Source organism: Halosubterraneus shenae, assembly GCF_050510935.1.
Classification (GTDB): Archaea; Halobacteriota; Halobacteria; order Halobacteriales; family Haloferacaceae; genus JBDGPU01.
Genome location: NZ_JBNLVO010000001.1, coordinates 266594 through 283409, shown reverse-complemented (window position 1 = coordinate 283409; position 16816 = coordinate 266594). Strand labels below are relative to the sequence as shown.

The following is a 16816-nucleotide window of genomic DNA, read 5'->3' as shown; positions in this document are numbered from 1 at the left end:
TCCTTTTAAATACGCGTCAGTCGTCGGCGTCCGAAGGCCTCGCCGGCGCGGGGTCGCTTCCGACTCCCGTCCGCGCCTCGGCGTCGGCGACGTACCAGTAGGCGCCGCCCATCAACAGCGCGCCGCTGACGACGTTGCCGGCCGTGACGACGGCCAGGTTGTACGCCATCCCGGCCCAGGAGACCGCGCTCCCGTGCGGGAGCAGGTTCGCCATCGTGAGCAGGGTCATGTTGGCGACGCTGTGCTCGTAGCCGGAGCCGATGAACGCGAGGAGACACCACCAGATCATCAGCAGCTTCGCCGCCTCGCTGTCGACTTTCTTCGCGCTCCAGACCGCCAGCACGACGAGCCAGTTACAGAGGATCGCCCGCGCGAACAGCGTCGACGGGTCGGCGGTCATCTTGCTCGCGGCGACGTCGACGACGAGCGACGGGTCCGTCGCGAACGTGCCGGCCGCGACGACCAGCAGCGCGAGCAGGCCGGAGCCGGCGAGGTTGCCGGCCCACGACCACGACCAGACGCGCGCGAGGTCGGCCCAGTCGGTCCGCCCGCGCAGCGCGCCGACCATCATCACCATCGTGTTCCCGGTGAACAGGTCCGAGCCGGCGACGATGACGAGGCTCAGCGCGATGCCGAACGTGCCCGCCATGACGACGCCCGTGAACGGGGAGCCGGCGGCGGCGAGCGGCGTGCCGAGCGCGAAGATGAGCGCGATGGCGAGCCCGACGTACGCGCCGGCCATCCCCGAGTGGACGAGGTACGCGCCGAGCCGGTCGCGCGAGAGCCGGGCCTTCGTCGCCGCGCCGTCCGCGACCGTGGCGAGGGTGTCCTCGTACATTAGTGGCGCCCGCTGGTGATCGTCTCGCCGTTCTCGGCGGCCGTCGCGACGCGTTCCAGGTCGCCGGCGAACGTCCGGGCCTGCGCGGGGGAGAGCGAGAGGAAGGCGGCGTGGTGCGGAAGGCCGTCCACGTCGGCGTCGAGTTCCAGGCCGACGCGAACTGTCGGCTCGTCGCCCGGCGACTCGACGTCGACGATGGCGACCGTCTCGGCGTCCCAACCGTTGCCCGTCGCCCGCGCCGGGAGGTGGTCGAACGTCGTGTTCGCCGTGACGTTGAGGTGGCGGGGCATCAGTCGCTCGCCTCCGCGCTCGTTTCCGCGTCGGCTTCGGATTCGGAATCCAGCGGCGTCCCGTCGGGCGCCGTCGGCGCCGGGCTCTCGCCGTCGTCGAAGGGGTACCAGGACTGCTTCCCGTCGGTGAGACAGGGGTCCGCGTAGCCCGAGACCTCCGCCGGTTCCGCGAGTTCGACGATCGTCTCGTGGCCAGTGGCGTCGACCCACTCACGGAACGTCTGGCCGTCCTCCCGGAGCGCCGCGTACGCCTCCACGAGGTTCGAGATCAGCCCCGGCACCTCGTCGGCGGGGACGCGCTGGCGCACCCAGTCGATGAACGCGGGGTCCTCCCCCATTCCGCCGCCGACGCCGACGTCGATCGCCTCGACCATCTCGCCGTCCTTCCGGGCGCGCATCCCCTGCAGCCCGATGTCCGCCGTCATCGCCTGCCCGCAGTCGGCCGTGCAGCCGGAGTAGTGGAGCTTGATCCGGTCGACGTCGGCCGGGAGGTCGGTCGTCCTGCCGAGCCACTGGAGCATGCGGGCCATCCGCGCCTTCGTCTCCGTCAGCGCGAGCGAGCAGAACTCCGTCCCGGTGCAGGCCATCGCGCCCTGCTCGAAGGGGTTCGGTTCCGGCTGGTACGTTGCCAGCAACGGTTCCGTCAGCAGGTTCGAGAGGTTGCCGTCCGGCACGTCCATGATGATCGGGTTCTGGCGACGCGTCAGCCGGACCTCGCCGGAGCCGTACGCGTCCGCGAGGTCGGCGAGTTCGATCACGTCCTCGGCGGGCATCCGCCCGACGGGCACCGAGAGCCCGACGTAGTTCTTCCCGTCCGTCTGGTCGTAGACGCCGACGTGGTCGTGGGCACCCTGCTCGCTCGGCTTGCCGGCGTTGTACGTGTACTCGCCGCGGAAGTCGGTTCCCGCGCGCTCCAGCTCGAAGGGCAGCCGGTCGGCGAGCGCCTCGCGGATCGCCTCGGGGCCGAGGTCGTCGACGAAGAACCGCGCCCGGTTCTTCGAGCGGTTCTCCCGGTCGCCCTCGGCGTGGTAGAACTCGACGAACGCGCGGACCGTCGCTTTCGCCTGGTCCGGCCGAACGAAGAGGTCCAGCGGCCGGGCCTCGCGGGGCTCCCGGCCGCCCAGGCCGCCGCCGACGCGCACGTTGAAGCCGACGACCGCCTCGCCGTCGACGAGCTTGCGGGCCGGTTCGAGGCCGACGTCGTTGATCGCGTCCTGCGCGCAGCCCTGCTTGCAGCCCGTCACGGAGATGTTGAACTTCCGGGGCATGTTGCTGAGGGCGTCGTCGCCGCGGATCTCCGCCTGGATCGCCTCAAGCAGCTCCCGGGTCTCGACGTACTCCTCGGCCTTTCCCGCCACGGGGCAGCCCGAGATGTTCCGCATCGTGTCGCCGCCCGCCGACCGCGTGGAGACGCCGACCGACTCGAGTTTCTCCCAGATCTCGGGGACGTCCTCGAGTTTGAGCCAGTGGAGCTGGATCGACTGGCGCGTCGTGAAGTCGATCCAGGCGTCCCCGAACTCCGGGTTCTCGACGGGACCGCTGGCGTACTCGTCGGCGACCTCGCCGATGGCCCGCAGCTGCCCGGGGTCGAGCTTGCCGCCGGCGTTGGTCAACCGCATCATGAAGTACGACTCCTGTCCCTCGCGGTGGTGGAACACGCCCCAGAACTTGAACCGCGAGAACCACTTCGCGCGCTCCTCCTCGGGGATGGATTCCCACCCCTGCTCGGCGAAGGTCTCGAGCTGCTCGCGGACCTCGTCGCCGTAGAGTCCGTCCTTCCAGGTTTCTTTCTCGTTACTCATCGATCGCCCCCGTACAGAGACAAACACGCATCTTTTCTGCTGAACTGTGGACGTTCATTTTGCTTCTCACGCCACAACGTGCCCAACGAATAGTGTTAAAGCCTATCGTTGAAATAACACAATTTCCGGGAGAGTAGAAACACGCTCGTCCGATTTATAAACAGTCTCTCACGATATAAGGACGTAATTCGTCGACTTTTCTGGACAATTACTTCCCGATTCCGAAGTTATCTATCCGAGTCAACGAGCGAAGAACGTCGTCGAGGGCGTCGGTCCAGCGAGCGTTCGCGTGCGAGCTTTCGGGAGCATCAGTCCCGCCGGCGCGCCGACGGCGACCAGCTGTCTGACCCGGTGAACCAACAGCTTGCGGGTGGTTTCCGGGGGGATGCGGGCTGCGTCCCTCCCCCAGCTCCAGCTTCACTAGCTCGTCCGCGACGTCGAAGACGCTGAGTCCGTCCCTCTCTCACGAGGAACGGGCAAACTCTTGACCGCCGTCGCGACCGTCAGTCGAAGATCCGCTCCTTCGAGTCCTCGCTGAAGCCGCCGCTGGCGTCGTGGGCGGCCTCGTAGACGCGGCGCAGCTCCGCGATCGGGTCCTCGTGGTGGTCGACGCGGAGGTCGTGGTAGGCGGTCGTCTTCGGCGCGTCGACGACGACGGCGGCGGAACTGTGGCCGCGCTTGTCGCCGCCGGCGTCGGTGCCGGCGTCGAGCGCGTCGATCAACCGGGGGACGAGGCCAGCGTCCGGTTCGTCGGTCGGCGCGGAGTCGATGAACGTCTCGGCGGCGGCCGGGAGCGCATCCGGGCCCTCGAGCATGTTGCCGGCGGCCGTGACCCCTTCCTCGGGGTAGGTCTCGTGGCCGGACCAGCCCTCGGTGTCCGCGCCCGTGTGCGCGAACACGCTCTCCGCGTCGACGCCGTGGAGCTGGCGGAGCTCGCTGTGTTCGTCGCGGGCGAGGACGCCCGACAGCGCCTGCTCGAGCGGGACGTCGTCGAGCAGGCGGATGCCCGTTCGCCCAAGCCGGACGTTGACGAACGCCTGGGTGCTCACGGCGCCCCGGTCGCTCGCGAACGGGGCCAGCGCGCCGACTGCTGGCGCGTCGGTCGTGACGGCGACCCCGAAGACGGGGCCGGCGTCGGTCTCCTCGCGTACGCAGAGTGAGAACGTCATGTGTGCGAGTGAGCGTGCCGGACCTGTATAGGACATGCCGGAACTATTTGGGTTCGATGGGGACCGCGGTCGCCCGGAACAATTCGGTGGGATACTTTACCCCGGGCTGCCCGAAACGCGGGTATGGAGCCAGACCTCGACAGGTTCAACTCGCGCCGATCGACCGTCTACGGCCAGCAGGGCGTCGTTTCGACGAGTCAGCCGCTCGCCTCCGAAGCCGGGATCGAGATCCTGCGCGACGGCGGCAACGCCTTCGACGCCGCGGTGGCGACGGCGGCGGCACTGAACGTCGCCGAGCCGACCTCGACCGGGCTCGGCGGCGACGTGTTCGCGCTGTACAAGACGGCCGACGGCGACGTCGGCGCGATGCGGGCCTGTGGCGGCGCGCCCGCGGACGCGACGCTCGAGAACGTTCGCGAGGCGGTCGCCGAAGACCCCGACACGGACGCCGAGACGCCCGAGGAGGCGGAGATGCCGGGCACCGGCGCCCAGGCCGTCACCGTCCCGGGCACCGCGCGCGGCTGGGAGGCGACCGCGGAGCGCTTCGGCGAGAAGGAGCTCGGCGAGCTGCTCCAGCCCGCGATCCGCTACGCGACGGACGGCTACCCCGTCTCGGAGGTCGTCTCCGCGCAGTGGCAGCACGGCGAGGACCTCTTCGAGACCGACCACGCCCGCGAGGCGTTCCTCTTCGACGGCGAGGCACCGTCGACGGGCCAGTACGTGACGCTCCCCAAACTCGGCGCGTCGATGGAGCGCATCGCCGAAGAGGGCGCGGACGTCGTCTACGAAGGCGAGATCGCGGAGGCCATCGCCGCGGAAGTGCAGGACCAGGGCGGCTTCATGACCGTCGACGACCTCGCGGACTTCGAGGTCGAGTGGCCGGAGCCGGTCTCGACGACGTACAACGGCGCGGAGATCCACGAGCTCCCGCCGAACAACCAGGGGCTCATCGCGCTGGAGGCGCTGAACATCGCCGAGGAGCTCGGCGCCGGCGAGTACGACCTCGACTCGCCCGAGCGCGTCCACTACTTCGCGGAGGCGCTGAAGCTCGCCTTCCACGACGGCCACCGCTACATCACGGACCCCGAGTACGAGGAGATCCCGCCGCTCGGCTCGGAGGAGTGGGCCGCGGAGCGCGCCGAGGAGGTCGGCGAGGAGGCCAACGAGGACGTCTCCTTCGGCGTGCCGGACGCGAACGCCGAGGACGCCGACACCGTCCTTCTCACCGTCGCCGACGACGAGGGCAACGTCGTCTCCTTCATCAACTCCCGGTTCGCCGGCTTCGGCTCCGGGCTCGTCGCCGGCGACACCGGCATCGCGCTGCAGAACCGCGGCTCCTCCTTCTCGCTGGACGAGGACCACCCGAACGTCATCGAGCCGGGCAAGCGCCCGTTCCACACGCTGATCCCCGGCCTCGCGGAGTTCGAGGACGGCGACTGGGCCGCCTTCGGCGTCATGGGCGGCTACATGCAGCCGCAGGGCCACGTCCAGGTCATCTCGAACATCGTCGACTACGACATGCCCCTGCAGGCCGCCCTCGACCAGCCGCGCTGGCGCTACCGCGAGGACGGCGAGCTCGCGCTCGAACCGCAGTTCGACGACGACATCGCGGCGAAGCTCGTCCGCAAGGGCCACGACGTGCGGACGCTGTCGCCGCAGCTGTTCGGCGGCGCGCAGATCACCCGCCGCGACGCCGACGGCGTGCTCTCGGGCGCCACGGAGCCGCGGAAGGACGGCAACGCGCAGGGGTACTGAGGTCGTATTCCCGGGGGCGCGTGCCATCCGGGCCCGCACAGGTACGTCTGGGCGTCGCGACTCGCTGACGGGCTCCCCTGCCCGATGACCGTGAACGGACCGGCCCCGCGCGACCCGAACGGACCGGAGTTTACATGGTGCCGCTGCCGGTAGGCGGAAAGGTCGATGGACACGTCACGCCTCCGACGACGGGTCGTCGGACGACTGCGGAACGGGACGGTCGCCTGGCCCCTGGCGTTTCTCCTCACCGGGCTCGGGCTCGCGTTCGGCCGATACGGCGACCTGCGCTGGGGGAACGCGGCGCCGAACCCCGACGTCACGCGGATGTTCTACCCCATCGCGTCCCGGGTCGCGAGCGGCGCCACGCTGTACGGGCCGGGGCTCGCGGACAACAAGCCACCGGGCTGGCAGCTGGCGAACGTCGCCGTCGCCGTCGCCGGCGAGTACACGTTCGGCATGCTGCTGCTCGTCGGCGTCGCCAACGGCGCGACGGCGGCGCTGCTCTGGTACTGGCTCGACGACGCCGGCGCACCGGGTGTCGCCGTCGCCAGCGGCGTCCTCTTCCTGCTGGCGCTCCCGCTGCTGGGCGGCAACACGATCAACAGCCGGCCGATCATGGTCGCGTTCGTGCTGCTCGGGCTGGTCGCGTCGCGGCCGGCGGTCCGCGGCCTCGCGGTCGCCGCGGCCGCGCTCGTGAACGCCTACGCCGCCGCGTTCGTCCCCGTGCTGCTGTGGGCCGTGTGGCGCGAGGGGGCGGCGGCGGACGGCGCCGGGACCGCGGCGGACGGCGCCGGGGCCACGGCGGACGGCGCCGACGCCGACGCCGGCGCCGGCGACCAGTCCCCGATCCGCGACGCGTTCGCGTATCTGTTCGCCGGCGCGACGCTCGGGGTCGGGACCTTCGCGGCCGTCGGCGCTATCTGGGGCGTCGAGGCGACGAGCGCCGCGCTCCACTGGAGCTACGGGGTCCCGCTGCTCCCGGGCGTCGAAACGAGCGCGGTCCACCCGGACGCGACGAGCCCCGGCTCGTACCTCGCGGGCACGTGGCTGATCACGCAGCCGGGCCGCTGGCTCATGTACACCGGGACGGTCCTCGCACAGCTGTTCCCGCTCGTTCCGCTCGCGTGGCTGGGCTGGATCCATCGCGACCGGCTGGAGGCCGCCGCTCCCGACGCCGCGCTCCTCGCGCTCTCGCTGGCGGCGGCGCTGTTCCCGCTCCTGTTCAGGTCCTACGAGCAGTACTGGCTGGTTCCGCTCCCGTTCGTCGCCGTGCTGGCGGCGACGGGCGTGGTCGCGCTCTCCGACGGCCGACCGTCCGAATAGCGGTCCGCATGCGGGCGGCTACTTAAAAGGAGCCACCAGCGTGTCGGTGGCTGCTTAAAAGGAACCGTCTCCGAGGCCTCAGAGTTCCTCGCCCTCGCCGAGCAGCTCCTCGGCGACGACGTCGGGGGCCATCAGGCGGGGGTCGACGGAGATGTCGGCGATGGCCGCCATCGACTCCGGCAGCGACCCCTCCGCGTACGCGACGGCTCGGATGTCCGGGTTCAGCTCCTTCGCGATGGGGATCGCGGTCGCCTCCGCCGTGTCGGTGAGGACGAGGACGTCGGCGTCGTGGATGCCGGCGTCCTCCAGCGTGGCCGCGGAGACGACGTCGGGGATGCGCGTGACGGTCGCGCCCGCTTCCGCCAGTTCCTCGCCGAGGCCGTGTTCGTCCGGACCGGCGACGATGACGTTACTCATACTCGATGGTCGCGGGCGGTTTGTGGGTCACGTCGTAGACGACGCGGGCGACGTTCTCGTTCTCGCCGGTGATGCGGCTCTGGATGCGCTGGAGCGTCTCCCAGTCGATCTCCTGGGCGCGGGCGGTCATCCCGTCGCGGGACTCGACCGAGCGGATGGCGACGACCCAGCCGTGGACGCGGTTGTCCCCTTTCACACCCGTCGCCTTCCCGATGACGGCGCCGAACGCCTGCCAGGGCTCGTACTCCTCGAGCTCCTCCTCGACGACGTGGCAGGCCTCGCGGGCGACCTCGGCCTTCTCGCGGGTGACCTCACCCACGACGCGCACGGCCAGGCCCGGACCGGGGAACGGCATGCGCTCCGAGATGACCTCCTCGAGACCGAGCTCGCGGGCGACCTCGCGCACCTCGTCCTTGTAGAGGTCGCGAACGGGCTCGACGATGCCGTCGAAGTCGACGGCCTCGGGGAGCCCACCGACGTTGTGGTGGGACTTGATGTTCCCCTCGCTCTCGATGCGGTCGGGGTAGATGGTCCCCTGCACGAGGTAGTCGGCGTCGACGTCGCGCGCCTCGCGCTCGAAGACGCGGATGAACTCCTCGCCGATGACGGCGCGCTTCTCCTCGGGGTCGATGACCCCTTCCAGCGCGTCGAAGTACCGGTCCGTCGCGTCGACGATCCGGAGCGAGTCCATGAAGTCGAACGTCTCCCGGATCCCCTGCGTCTCGCCTTTTCGCATCAGGCCGGTGTCGACGTAGACGGGGGTGAGCTGGTCGCCGACGGCCTCGTAGGCGAGCGTCGCTGCCACGGAGGAGTCGACGCCGCCCGACAGGGCGATGACGGCGTTGGCGTCGCCGATCTGTTCGCGGATCTCTTCGACTGCCTCGTCGATGAATTCGGATGCGTCAACCATTATGCGGTCACCTCGTCTGTTTGCTCTGCTTCTCGCTCCTCGAGGGCGGCCTCGACGAACGCCACGAACGGCGGGCTCGCGCGGTCGGGGCGCGAGCGGAACTCGGGGTGGTACTGCGTGCCGAAGAAGAACGGGTGGTCGTCGCGCTCGAGGATCTCCATCCGGTTGTCGGCCCGGCCGGAGAAGACGAGCCCGTCGCTCTCCAGCTGGTCGATGTACTCGGGGTTCACCTCGTAGCGGTGCCGGTGGCGCTCCGTGCAGGACTCGGCCCCGTACACCTCGTTGGCGAGGGTGCCCGAATCGATGGAGGTCGTGTGGGCGCCGAGCCGCATCGTGCCGCCCATCTCCTCCGTCTCGTACTGCTCGGGCAGCAGGTCGATGACGGGGTGGGGCGTCTCCTCGTCGATCTCCGTCGAGTGGGCGTCCGTGAGCCCGACGACGTTGCGCGCGTGCTCGACGACGGCCATCTGGAAGCCGAGACAGAGGCCGAGGAACGGGACGTCGTGCTCGCGTGCGTAGCGCACCGCCTCGATCTTCCCCTCCGTGCCACGGGAGCCGAAGCCGCCGGGGACGACGATGCCATCCGCCTGCTCGAGGCGCTCCTCGTGCTCGGCGTTCATCTCGTCGGCGTCGACCCACAGCGCGTTGACCTCCGTGCGCGTGTCGATGCCGGCGTGCTTCAGCGACTCGTGGATGGACATGTAGGCATCCTCGAGGCCGTATTTCCCCACCAGCGCGATGTCGAGCTCCTTCTCGCGCTCGCGGGTGACGAGCTCGCGCCAGCGCGTGGAGCGCTCCGCCTTCGGAAGCGCCTCGTCGCTCAGTTCGAGGCGGTCCATCACGTACTCGTCGAGGCCTTCGTCCTCGACGACGAGCGGAACGTGGTAGACGTCCTCGACGTCGGGGTTCGAGAAGACGGCCTCGGTCGGCACGTCACAGAACAGCGCGATCTTCTCTTTGACCTCCGGGTCGAGCTCGTCCTCGCAGCGCCCGACGAGGACGTCGGGCTGGAGGCCGATCGACCGGAGCTCCTTCACGCTGTGCTGAGTCGGCTTCGTCTTCTGCTCGCCCGACTGCGCGTAGGGGACGAGCGTGACGTGAGTGAAGAGGATGTCCTCGTCTTCCTCCTCGTGGGCGAACTGGCGGAGCGCCTCGAGGTAGGGCATCCCCTCGATGTCGCCCACCGTCCCGCCGACCTCGACGAGGCAGACGTCGCTGCCCTCGGCGGCCTCGCGGATGCGCCGCTTGATGTCGTCGGTGATGTGGGGAATGATCTGGACGGTCTTGCCCAGGTAGTCGCCGGCGCGTTCCTTCTGGATGACGTGCTGGTACGTCTTGCCCGTCGTGACGTTGTGGTCGGAGGTCATGTCCGTCCCGAGGAACCGCTCGTAGTTCCCCAGGTCGAGGTCGACCTCGCCGCCGTCCTTCAGCACGTACACCTCGCCGTGTTCGTAGGGGTTCATCGTCCCGGCGTCGACGTTGAGATAGGGGTCGATCTTGACCGCCGTCACGTCGAAGCCCGCGTTCGAGAGGAGCCGGCCGGTGCTGGCGGCCGTGATACCCTTCCCGAGTCCGGACATGACGCCACCGGTAACGAAGATAAACTTCCGACCCAGCGAAGGATCGTACCCTGTGTCGGGGTCCGTCGGCATACTGACTGTGCGCTGGGACCGGCCAAAACCGTTTCGGAGGCGTCGTTGCGTTGCGAGGATCTGATATGTTGCGTGCGCGAGACGGAGCGAGTATCAGTCGGTGCCGGCGGCGTCCGTGGCGTCGAGGTCCGCCGCATCCGCAGCGTCGAGGTCCGCCGCATCGCTATCCGCCGGCGACGCCGACGCCGCCGGCCCCACCCCCGATACCGGCTCCCTGACCGGATCGGTGGCGACCCACAGAAGTCCCGCGACGAGCACGACGCCGACGCCCGCGACCGGGAGGAAGGCCATCGGCCCCGTCGCCTCCGCGACCTGGCCGAAGACCGCGTTGCCGGCGCCGCTCGCGAGATGCAGCGCCATCGACACCCCGGAGAGGATCGTCGCGCGGCCGACGCCCTCGAGTCGGTCGTTGAGGTACTGGTTCCGGATCGGCCGCGAGACGCGGTCGAGCGCGCGCCGCAGGAGGAGGACCGGGACGACGACCAGCGGGAGGAAGTGGACCATCGCGTACGCGATCCCGCAGACCGGGAGCAGGAGCAGGAAGAACCCGCGAGCGCCGAGGTGCTCCTGCAGGAGCCCCGTCGTCGACGTCGCGCCCGCGGTGACGAGCTTGAACCCCGCGTACAGCAGGCCGAAGCTCGTGACCGGGATCCCGACCGCCTCGAGCGCGGGCTGCTCGAGCCAGCGCGTGACCGAGAAGAGGACGTTGAACAGCGCGGCGTAGGCGACGAGCCACCGGACCTCGCCCCGGTGGAGCTGGAGCTTCAGCGCGTGGAGGGTCTCGGAGATGGAGATGACGCTCTCCTTGCCGTTCCGGGTCGCGGGCAGCGTGAACAGCAGCGGGACGCCCGCGGCCGACAGCACGGCGTTCGCGAGGAACGGGAGCGCGGGGTCGAGGGCGTACAGCAGCGACGCCGCGACGGCGGAGACGGCGGAGACGACGAGCTCGACGGTCGCGCCGCGCCCGCTCGTTCGCGCGAAGCTCGACTCCTCCGTGCGTTGCGCGAGCAGGTCGTAGAGCCACGCCTCGCCGATGGCCGAGTGGCAGGCGGCGCCGAGTCCCCAGAGGCCGTACAGGACGATCCAGCCGGTCGCGCTGGCGACGAACGGGTACGCGCCGAGGCTCGCCGCCGAGAGTGCGTTGCCCGCGGCCAGCGTCGTCCGGCGGTCGATCCGGTCGGCGACGTAGCCGGCCGGGACCTCGGCGGCGACCATCGCGAAGAGGAACGCCGACTGGGCGAGCCCGATGACGTCGAGCCCGTATCCCTGGTGGACCAGGTAGATCGTCGAGAAGGGGAGGTAGAACCCGTACGACGTCGTGGCCTTGAACAGGTAGTAGGTCCAGAGGGTCCGTTTCCGTCGGTCCATCGTGTGGATCGACGGTCGGAGGGGCCATCATGTTTCTCTGAAGACAGTTTTTGTAGGAGATCCTGCGTAAACACAATACAGTTAGATTACTGTCATAAGATCGCCGACCTCTATTGGTACCTGCGGATACGTGGGAAACCCTCGAATGCCGGACGGGCGTCGGATTTAAGTAATATACTTGGTAATCAGTTGATATGTCATCCGCAGTTGGTGCGATGGACGGGATCAAGTACGGCTTCAAACTGCTGTGGTACTTCCTCGCGGTGGCGATCGTTGGCACGATCGTCTCGTCAGTCGGGTTCGGGATGGTGGCGTCGTCGAGCGGCGGCATGTACGCGGAGCCGAACCTGGGCGGGATGGCGTTCGGGTTGCTCCTGGGGACGTTCGGCGTCGCCATCGTCTACGCTGGCGTCCTCGGCACGGGATACAAGGTCATCGCCGACGCGGTGTACCTCGGTAACGTCACGGCCGGCTCCGAGGAGTAACCCCCCGTCAGGGCGACGTACCGGGGTGCCCGTCGTCGATCCGGTGGGACCGCGGCACGGTGGAACGAATCGGCGACAACCACCGCCTTCGGTGGCTTGAGGCTACTCGCTCCCAACGTGCTGCCATGAGCGACACTTTCGACCGACTCGGTTACGGCACCTACCAGCTCGAGGACCCCGAGGCGTGCGCCGCGGGCGTCGCCCACGCCATCGAGACGGGCTACCGCCACATCGACACGGCGCAGGGCTACGACAACGAGGAGTACGTCGCCGAGGGCATCGACCGCGCGGTCGCGAGCCCCGACGTCGACGTCGACCGCGAAGACCTCTTCGTCGCGACGAAGCTCTCGACGTCGAACCTCGCGTACGACGACGCGGTCGAGACCGCGAAGGAGAGCCGCGAGAAGCTCGGCGTCGACAGCATCGACCTGCTGTACGTCCACTGGCCGATCAACACCTACGATCCCGAGGAGACGCTGCCCGCGCTCGACCACCTCGTCGAGGAGGGCGTCGTCGACCGCGTCGGGCTCTCGAACTTCCGCCCGGACCAGCTCGACGAGGCCCGGGAGATCCTCGACGCGGACATCTTCGCGCACCAGGTCGAGTGTCACCCGTTGTTCCAGCAGGACGAGCTCCGCGAGTACGCCCGCGAGGACGACCACTGGCTCGTCGCCTACTCGCCCATCGCGCGGAACAAGGTCGCCGACAACGAGGTCATCGCCGAGATTGCGGACAAACACAATGCCAGCGCTGCGCGGGTCAGTCTGGCGTGGCTCCTCTCGAAGGAGACGGTCGCGCCGATCCCGAAGGCCGAGTCCTTCGACCACGTCGAGGACAACTGGGCCGCGCGCGACCTGGAGCTGGACGACGAGGACATCGCCCGGATCGACGCTATTGAACAGGAGGAGCGGATCGTCGACTTCGACGACGCGCCCTGGAATCAGGTGTAGTCGCGGGAGTTCGAGTTAGGGATTCATTCTTATAAACAGTTTATAAAGGCGGAGAGGCTGCTACACGCGACAGCGACGCAAACACCCGAAAAATCCCCAGCCACTCTTTATAAACAGGTTTGAACAGGTGGTACGGGATCGCTCTCGACAGCAACGCAAACACCGGGAAAGCCCTCGGCCGCTCGCGGTCGCTGAGCAGGATATCTGCGCTCTCCGCACCGCCCGCGCAGATAGGGCCTGCTCAGCGACTCCCCTCCGGCGCGACCGGCCGTCGCCCTTTCAGTCCGCCAGGACAGCACCGCTAAAGCACCGCGGCCGCCCCGCGACCGCACAGCAACCGCGATACCTCAGCCCTCCCCAGCCTCGGCCGGGGCGCGCCGGCACCGCAACGCACCGCGCGGCGCGCCCCGGCCTCCCTCGCACGCGTTGCTCGCGCGCGCCGACAGCCCCGCACCGCACGCCGGACAGCCGGTGAGCGACGACGGCCATCCAGCCGCCGCGAGTGACGCCCCGGCCACCACTCGTGGGCGGGACTGAAAGGGGCAGCCGCTGAGCGGGACGCCCTGCGAAGTAAGCACCGAGCCGACGAACGAACGCAGCGAGTGAGTCGGCGAGGCGCACAGCGAGCAGCGCGACCGCTCAGCGGCTGGGGCTTTCTGGGCATGCTGAGTGGTGTCGCAAGCAGCGACACCGGTTTTACTTATAAACACGGCCGCGCAATAATCCGCGCAGTCGTGCGCGACCGAGTCATCGTCACGAGTAAGCCGATGATCCGGATCGAACGCAAAAACGCCGTTTCTCGATAATTACTCGTCGCCGTCGACGTCGTCCGCGTCCGCTTCAGGCTCGACCAGCTGGATTTCGTCGTCCTCGTTCGGGACGACGCAGATGAACGCGCCGCGCTCGGTGCCGTCGTTGTGGTACCAGTGCTCGGCGCCCGCGGGGATGAGCAGGGAGTCGCCGTGGCCGACGGTGTACTCCTCGTCGCCGATGCCGACCGTGTACTCGCCCGCGAGGACGTACTGCTCGTGCTCGACGTCGTTCGTGTGCCGCGGAACCTCGGCGTCCGGCTCGAGGATGAACCGGCGCATCGAGAAGTTCGGTGCGCCGTCCTCGGGACCGATGAGGACGCCCTTGCCCATCGCCTCGGCCGCTTCGACGACCTCGTACTCGACGTCGTCGCGGCGCTTAATCACGGCGTCGGCGGCGGGGTTCCCATAAGGAGCTTCGTCCCCAACTTCGTTAGGATCGTCGGTCGTGTCTACGGATTCGTTCATACCAACCGTTTGCAGCCGCGAGTGTTTATATACAGGCGGTCCATTCCCGCCCACGAGCACGGGAGAACGCACCAACGCCGATTAAGAAATGGAACGGACGTCACAGACCAGAACATTTCGGATGAGATACTGAAAACGGGTTTATTGGACGGTATCACAGGAGTTGTCAGACGAGCGAACATCAAAAATCACCGTGCCGATCAGTCAAAACCAGTCACCGACGGCATCACGTTAACGACCAGATGTAGGCGAATGCTGCGACACTGGATCCCAGCAGCACCGCCAGTGCGAGCATCGACAGGCCAGCCGGGATAAGATCTGGGAACAACTGCGCGGCAGCGGCGATGGCAAACGCCAATGCCATGATCCCCAGCGCCTGCTTTGCACGTCCAGCCCGGTGACGGACTTCTTGGCGGTTCATTCGAGTACCTCCTGTGTTGATGTCTCGTCCGCTCCGTCTAAGCTTTGTTGGTCAGACTCAGTCGCATCCGCTACCGCAATAGCAGCATCGATACTCGATACCGTGAGCGCAATTAAGCCACCAACGATCGAGACGACGGCAGCTGAAAGAAATATTGACCCGATACTTTGGATCGCCTTCAGCCCGGAAAGAAGGCTCGCAACCAGCAAACAGAGCATGGCAACGATCAGCATTGGTATTACGGACCGCTCGTCGTCTGAGAGGTCGACGTCGCCAGCGGAAACAGAACGGGCTGCCAGCTGGATCATTACCAGAAGCACCGTCAGCAGCAAGCCGACGATTTCGATAATAGTGAGCGCAAGCTGGGCCACAGTAATGATTCCGTCAACCTGAATTCGTAAAAATGTTTGGTCTACGTGCGTCACGGCGTTCGCCTAACAGTTCACTCGGACCAACCAACGGTCCGCTCACCCATACACGTTGCCAGCGAACCGAACTGGAATCGAATAAGTACCGATCGGGAAGTCAGTGACGAGGCGGGTGCTTGAGGATCGCCAGGGTATCTTCATGTTGCTGTCGATGGTGGGTTCGCGTCCGTTGACAGTCCCTTAGCAACCGTTCCGCAAGCTGACGGAGTGGAGTCAGTCGACTCCGTCCTCAGCGTAAGACTTTGATTTGCGCACTTTGCGAGTACGTAGGTCCACGATCAGTCCGTAACTGCGCTCAGTTACCGATTGCGGCCAACGTTAAGGTTCTATAACGATCCCGAGGCCGCCACCGGTTTTTAACCACCGGCTATCGTAGGTGTGGCCATGCGAGGGATCAAGATCGGGAGCGCACTCGGCATCCCGATCAGACTGAACTGGACGTTCCTGCTCGTGCTCCCGTTGTTCGCGTACCTCATCAGCCGTGACGTGGGGGGGATCGCGATGGTTATTAACCAGTCGCTGAGCGCGGGCATCGACGCCGAGGCGCTACAGGCGGGCTCGATGCCGCTCGTCCTCGGGTTCGTCTCCGCGCTCGGGCTGTTCGCGGGCGTGTTGATCCACGAGTTCGGGCACTCGGTCGTCGCGCTCCACTACGGCTACGACATCGACTCGATCACGCTGTGGCTGCTCGGCGGGATGGCCGACTTCGCGGAGCTCCCCGAGGACTGGAAACACGAGTTCCAGATCGCGGTGGCGGGCCCCATCGTCAGCGTCGGCATCGGCGGCGTCTGTTACGCCGTCTTCCGCCTCGCGCGCGGGTTCCCGGCCGGCTACGACCCGGTCGTCTTCGTGTTCGGCTACCTCGCCGTGCTCAACGTCGTGCTCGCCGTGTTTAACATGCTGCCGGCGTTCCCGATGGACGGCGGCCGCGTACTCCGGGCGCTGCTCGCGCGGAACCGCCCGCACGCGAAGGCGACCCAGCGCGCCGCCGAGGTCGGCAAGGTGTTCGCGTTCCTGCTCGGCATCATCGGGCTGGTCAGCAACTGGTTCCTCATCCTGCTGGCCTTCTTCATCTACATCGCCGCCTCCGGCGAGGCCCAGCAGACGACGCTGAAGGCCGCCTTCGAGGACGTGACGGTCGCCGACATCATGACGCCGCGCGAGGACCTCGACGTCGTCGCGGAGGAGGATACCGTGGCGGAGCTCGTCGAGCGGATGTTCCAGGAGCGCCACACAGGCTACCCGGTCCTGCGAAACGGCGACCTCGTCGGGATCGTGACGCTCGAGGACGCACGCAACGTCTCGGAGGTCGAGCGCGACGCCTACCAGGTCGGCGATGTCATGGAGCAGGACGTCGAGACGATCACGCCGGACACCAACGCGATGGCGGCGCTCCAGCGCATGCAGGAGCACGACGTCGGCCGCCTGGTCGTCGTCGACGACGACGGCGAGCTCGTCGGGCTCGTCTCCCGCACGGACCTGATGACCGCGTTCAACATCATCCAGTCGAGCGGCCAGCCCGCCTCGATCCGCGAGCGCTCGTTTGGTGGTGAACGGGAGCTGATCAAGTCCGACTGATTCGAGTTCGGCTTCTTCGTCGTGGAGAGCGGCTGGACGGTTGGAGGTCGTTTCGGGTGGGCAATTTCCTTTGTCATCTCCACAACCTCTCTGAAGGTCTTTGAGCGTTCGTGTTTATAAACAATATTTATAAGTAGAGACGCTGCTGCGCTC

Annotated in this window: 16 protein-coding genes; 5 read left to right on the top strand and 11 right to left on the bottom strand. The window is 67.6% G+C overall.

From position 1 onward, the window contains the following. Window positions 1-16: 16 nt before the first annotated feature. The 4 genes from ACQE3M_RS01285 to ACQE3M_RS01270 all read right to left on the bottom strand — a co-directional run bounded on the left by ACQE3M_RS01285 (window position 17) and on the right by ACQE3M_RS01270 (window position 4099). Window positions 17-838: a formate/nitrite transporter family protein gene (locus ACQE3M_RS01285; RefSeq protein WP_430503658.1), complete on the bottom strand. Its 822-nt coding sequence runs from the start codon at window positions 836-838 to the stop codon at window positions 17-19. Continuing rightward, entirely contained in the window at window positions 838-1128 is a 291-nt protein-coding gene (locus ACQE3M_RS01280; RefSeq protein ID WP_430503657.1) for a DUF6360 family protein, read from the bottom strand. The genes ACQE3M_RS01285 and ACQE3M_RS01280 overlap by 1 nt, the downstream gene beginning before the upstream one ends. Further along, the gene (locus ACQE3M_RS01275; protein WP_430503656.1) at window positions 1128-2930 is read right to left on the bottom strand and encodes a nitrite/sulfite reductase; all 1803 of its coding nucleotides are present in this window, start codon (window positions 2928-2930) and stop codon (window positions 1128-1130) included. Before ACQE3M_RS01275 ends, ACQE3M_RS01280 begins: the two co-directional genes overlap by 1 nt. 503 nt (window positions 2931-3433) lie before the next feature. Continuing rightward, entirely contained in the window at window positions 3434-4099 is a 666-nt protein-coding gene (locus ACQE3M_RS01270) for a DUF1028 domain-containing protein (protein ID WP_430503655.1), read from the bottom strand. Between the two features lie 123 nt (window positions 4100-4222). On the opposite strand from ACQE3M_RS01270, the gene ggt reads away from it, so the two are divergent. Both ggt and ACQE3M_RS01260 read left to right on the top strand, forming a co-directional pair. Continuing rightward, window positions 4223-5854, top strand: a complete 1632-nt coding sequence (ggt, locus tag ACQE3M_RS01265; protein WP_430503654.1) for a gamma-glutamyltransferase — start codon at window positions 4223-4225, stop codon at window positions 5852-5854. 165 nt (window positions 5855-6019) lie between these two features. Continuing rightward, window positions 6020-7177, top strand: a complete 1158-nt coding sequence (locus ACQE3M_RS01260) for a hypothetical protein (protein ID WP_430503653.1) — start codon at window positions 6020-6022, stop codon at window positions 7175-7177. Between the two features lie 78 nt (window positions 7178-7255). Here the strand turns inward: ACQE3M_RS01260 and ACQE3M_RS01255 are convergent, their stop codons facing one another. The 4 genes from ACQE3M_RS01255 to ACQE3M_RS01240 form a co-directional block, all read right to left on the bottom strand. Beyond that, window positions 7256-7594 carry a DUF7126 family protein gene (locus ACQE3M_RS01255; RefSeq protein ID WP_430503652.1) on the bottom strand — a complete coding sequence of 113 codons (339 nt, stop codon included), beginning with the start codon at window positions 7592-7594 and terminating at the stop codon, window positions 7256-7258. Beyond that, window positions 7587-8504, bottom strand: a complete 918-nt coding sequence (gene guaA, locus ACQE3M_RS01250) for a glutamine-hydrolyzing GMP synthase (protein WP_430503651.1) — start codon at window positions 8502-8504, stop codon at window positions 7587-7589. Before guaA ends, ACQE3M_RS01255 begins: the two co-directional genes overlap by 8 nt. Then, window positions 8504-10156: a CTP synthase gene (locus tag ACQE3M_RS01245; protein ID WP_430503650.1), complete on the bottom strand. Its 1653-nt coding sequence runs from the start codon at window positions 10154-10156 to the stop codon at window positions 8504-8506. The genes guaA and ACQE3M_RS01245 overlap by 1 nt, the downstream gene beginning before the upstream one ends. A 93-nt stretch (window positions 10157-10249) precedes the next feature. Beyond that, on the bottom strand, window positions 10250-11524 hold the full coding sequence (locus ACQE3M_RS01240) for an MFS transporter (protein ID WP_430503649.1): 1275 nt from the start codon (window positions 11522-11524) through the stop codon (window positions 10250-10252). Window positions 11525-11718: 194 nt separating this feature from the next. Between ACQE3M_RS01240 and ACQE3M_RS01235 the strand changes: the two genes are divergently transcribed. Continuing rightward, window positions 11719-12009: a hypothetical protein gene (locus tag ACQE3M_RS01235; protein ID WP_430503648.1), complete on the top strand. Its 291-nt coding sequence runs from the start codon at window positions 11719-11721 to the stop codon at window positions 12007-12009. 125 nt (window positions 12010-12134) lie between these two features. Next, window positions 12135-12959 (top strand): aldo/keto reductase, encoded by an 825-nt coding sequence (locus ACQE3M_RS01230; RefSeq protein WP_430503647.1) that lies wholly within the window; start codon window positions 12135-12137, stop codon window positions 12957-12959. A gap of 806 nt (window positions 12960-13765) precedes the next feature. On the opposite strand, the gene ACQE3M_RS01225 is transcribed toward ACQE3M_RS01230, so the two are convergent. From ACQE3M_RS01225 to ACQE3M_RS01215, 3 genes are all read right to left on the bottom strand, one after another. Beyond that, window positions 13766-14236 carry a cupin domain-containing protein gene (locus ACQE3M_RS01225; RefSeq protein ID WP_430503646.1) on the bottom strand — a complete coding sequence of 157 codons (471 nt, stop codon included), beginning with the start codon at window positions 14234-14236 and terminating at the stop codon, window positions 13766-13768. Between the two features lie 226 nt (window positions 14237-14462). Continuing rightward, the gene (locus tag ACQE3M_RS01220; protein ID WP_430503645.1) at window positions 14463-14657 is read right to left on the bottom strand and encodes a hypothetical protein; all 195 of its coding nucleotides are present in this window, start codon (window positions 14655-14657) and stop codon (window positions 14463-14465) included. Then, complete coding sequence (locus ACQE3M_RS01215; RefSeq protein WP_430503644.1) at window positions 14654-15028, bottom strand: hypothetical protein; 375 nt, start codon at window positions 15026-15028, stop codon at window positions 14654-14656. Before ACQE3M_RS01215 ends, ACQE3M_RS01220 begins: the two co-directional genes overlap by 4 nt. Before the next feature lie 441 nt (window positions 15029-15469). Here ACQE3M_RS01215 and ACQE3M_RS01210 point away from each other — a divergent pair, with 441 nt between their 5' ends. Next, window positions 15470-16663 (top strand): CBS domain-containing protein, encoded by a 1194-nt coding sequence (locus ACQE3M_RS01210; protein WP_430503643.1) that lies wholly within the window; start codon window positions 15470-15472, stop codon window positions 16661-16663. The last annotated feature ends 153 nt before the right edge of the window (window positions 16664-16816 follow it).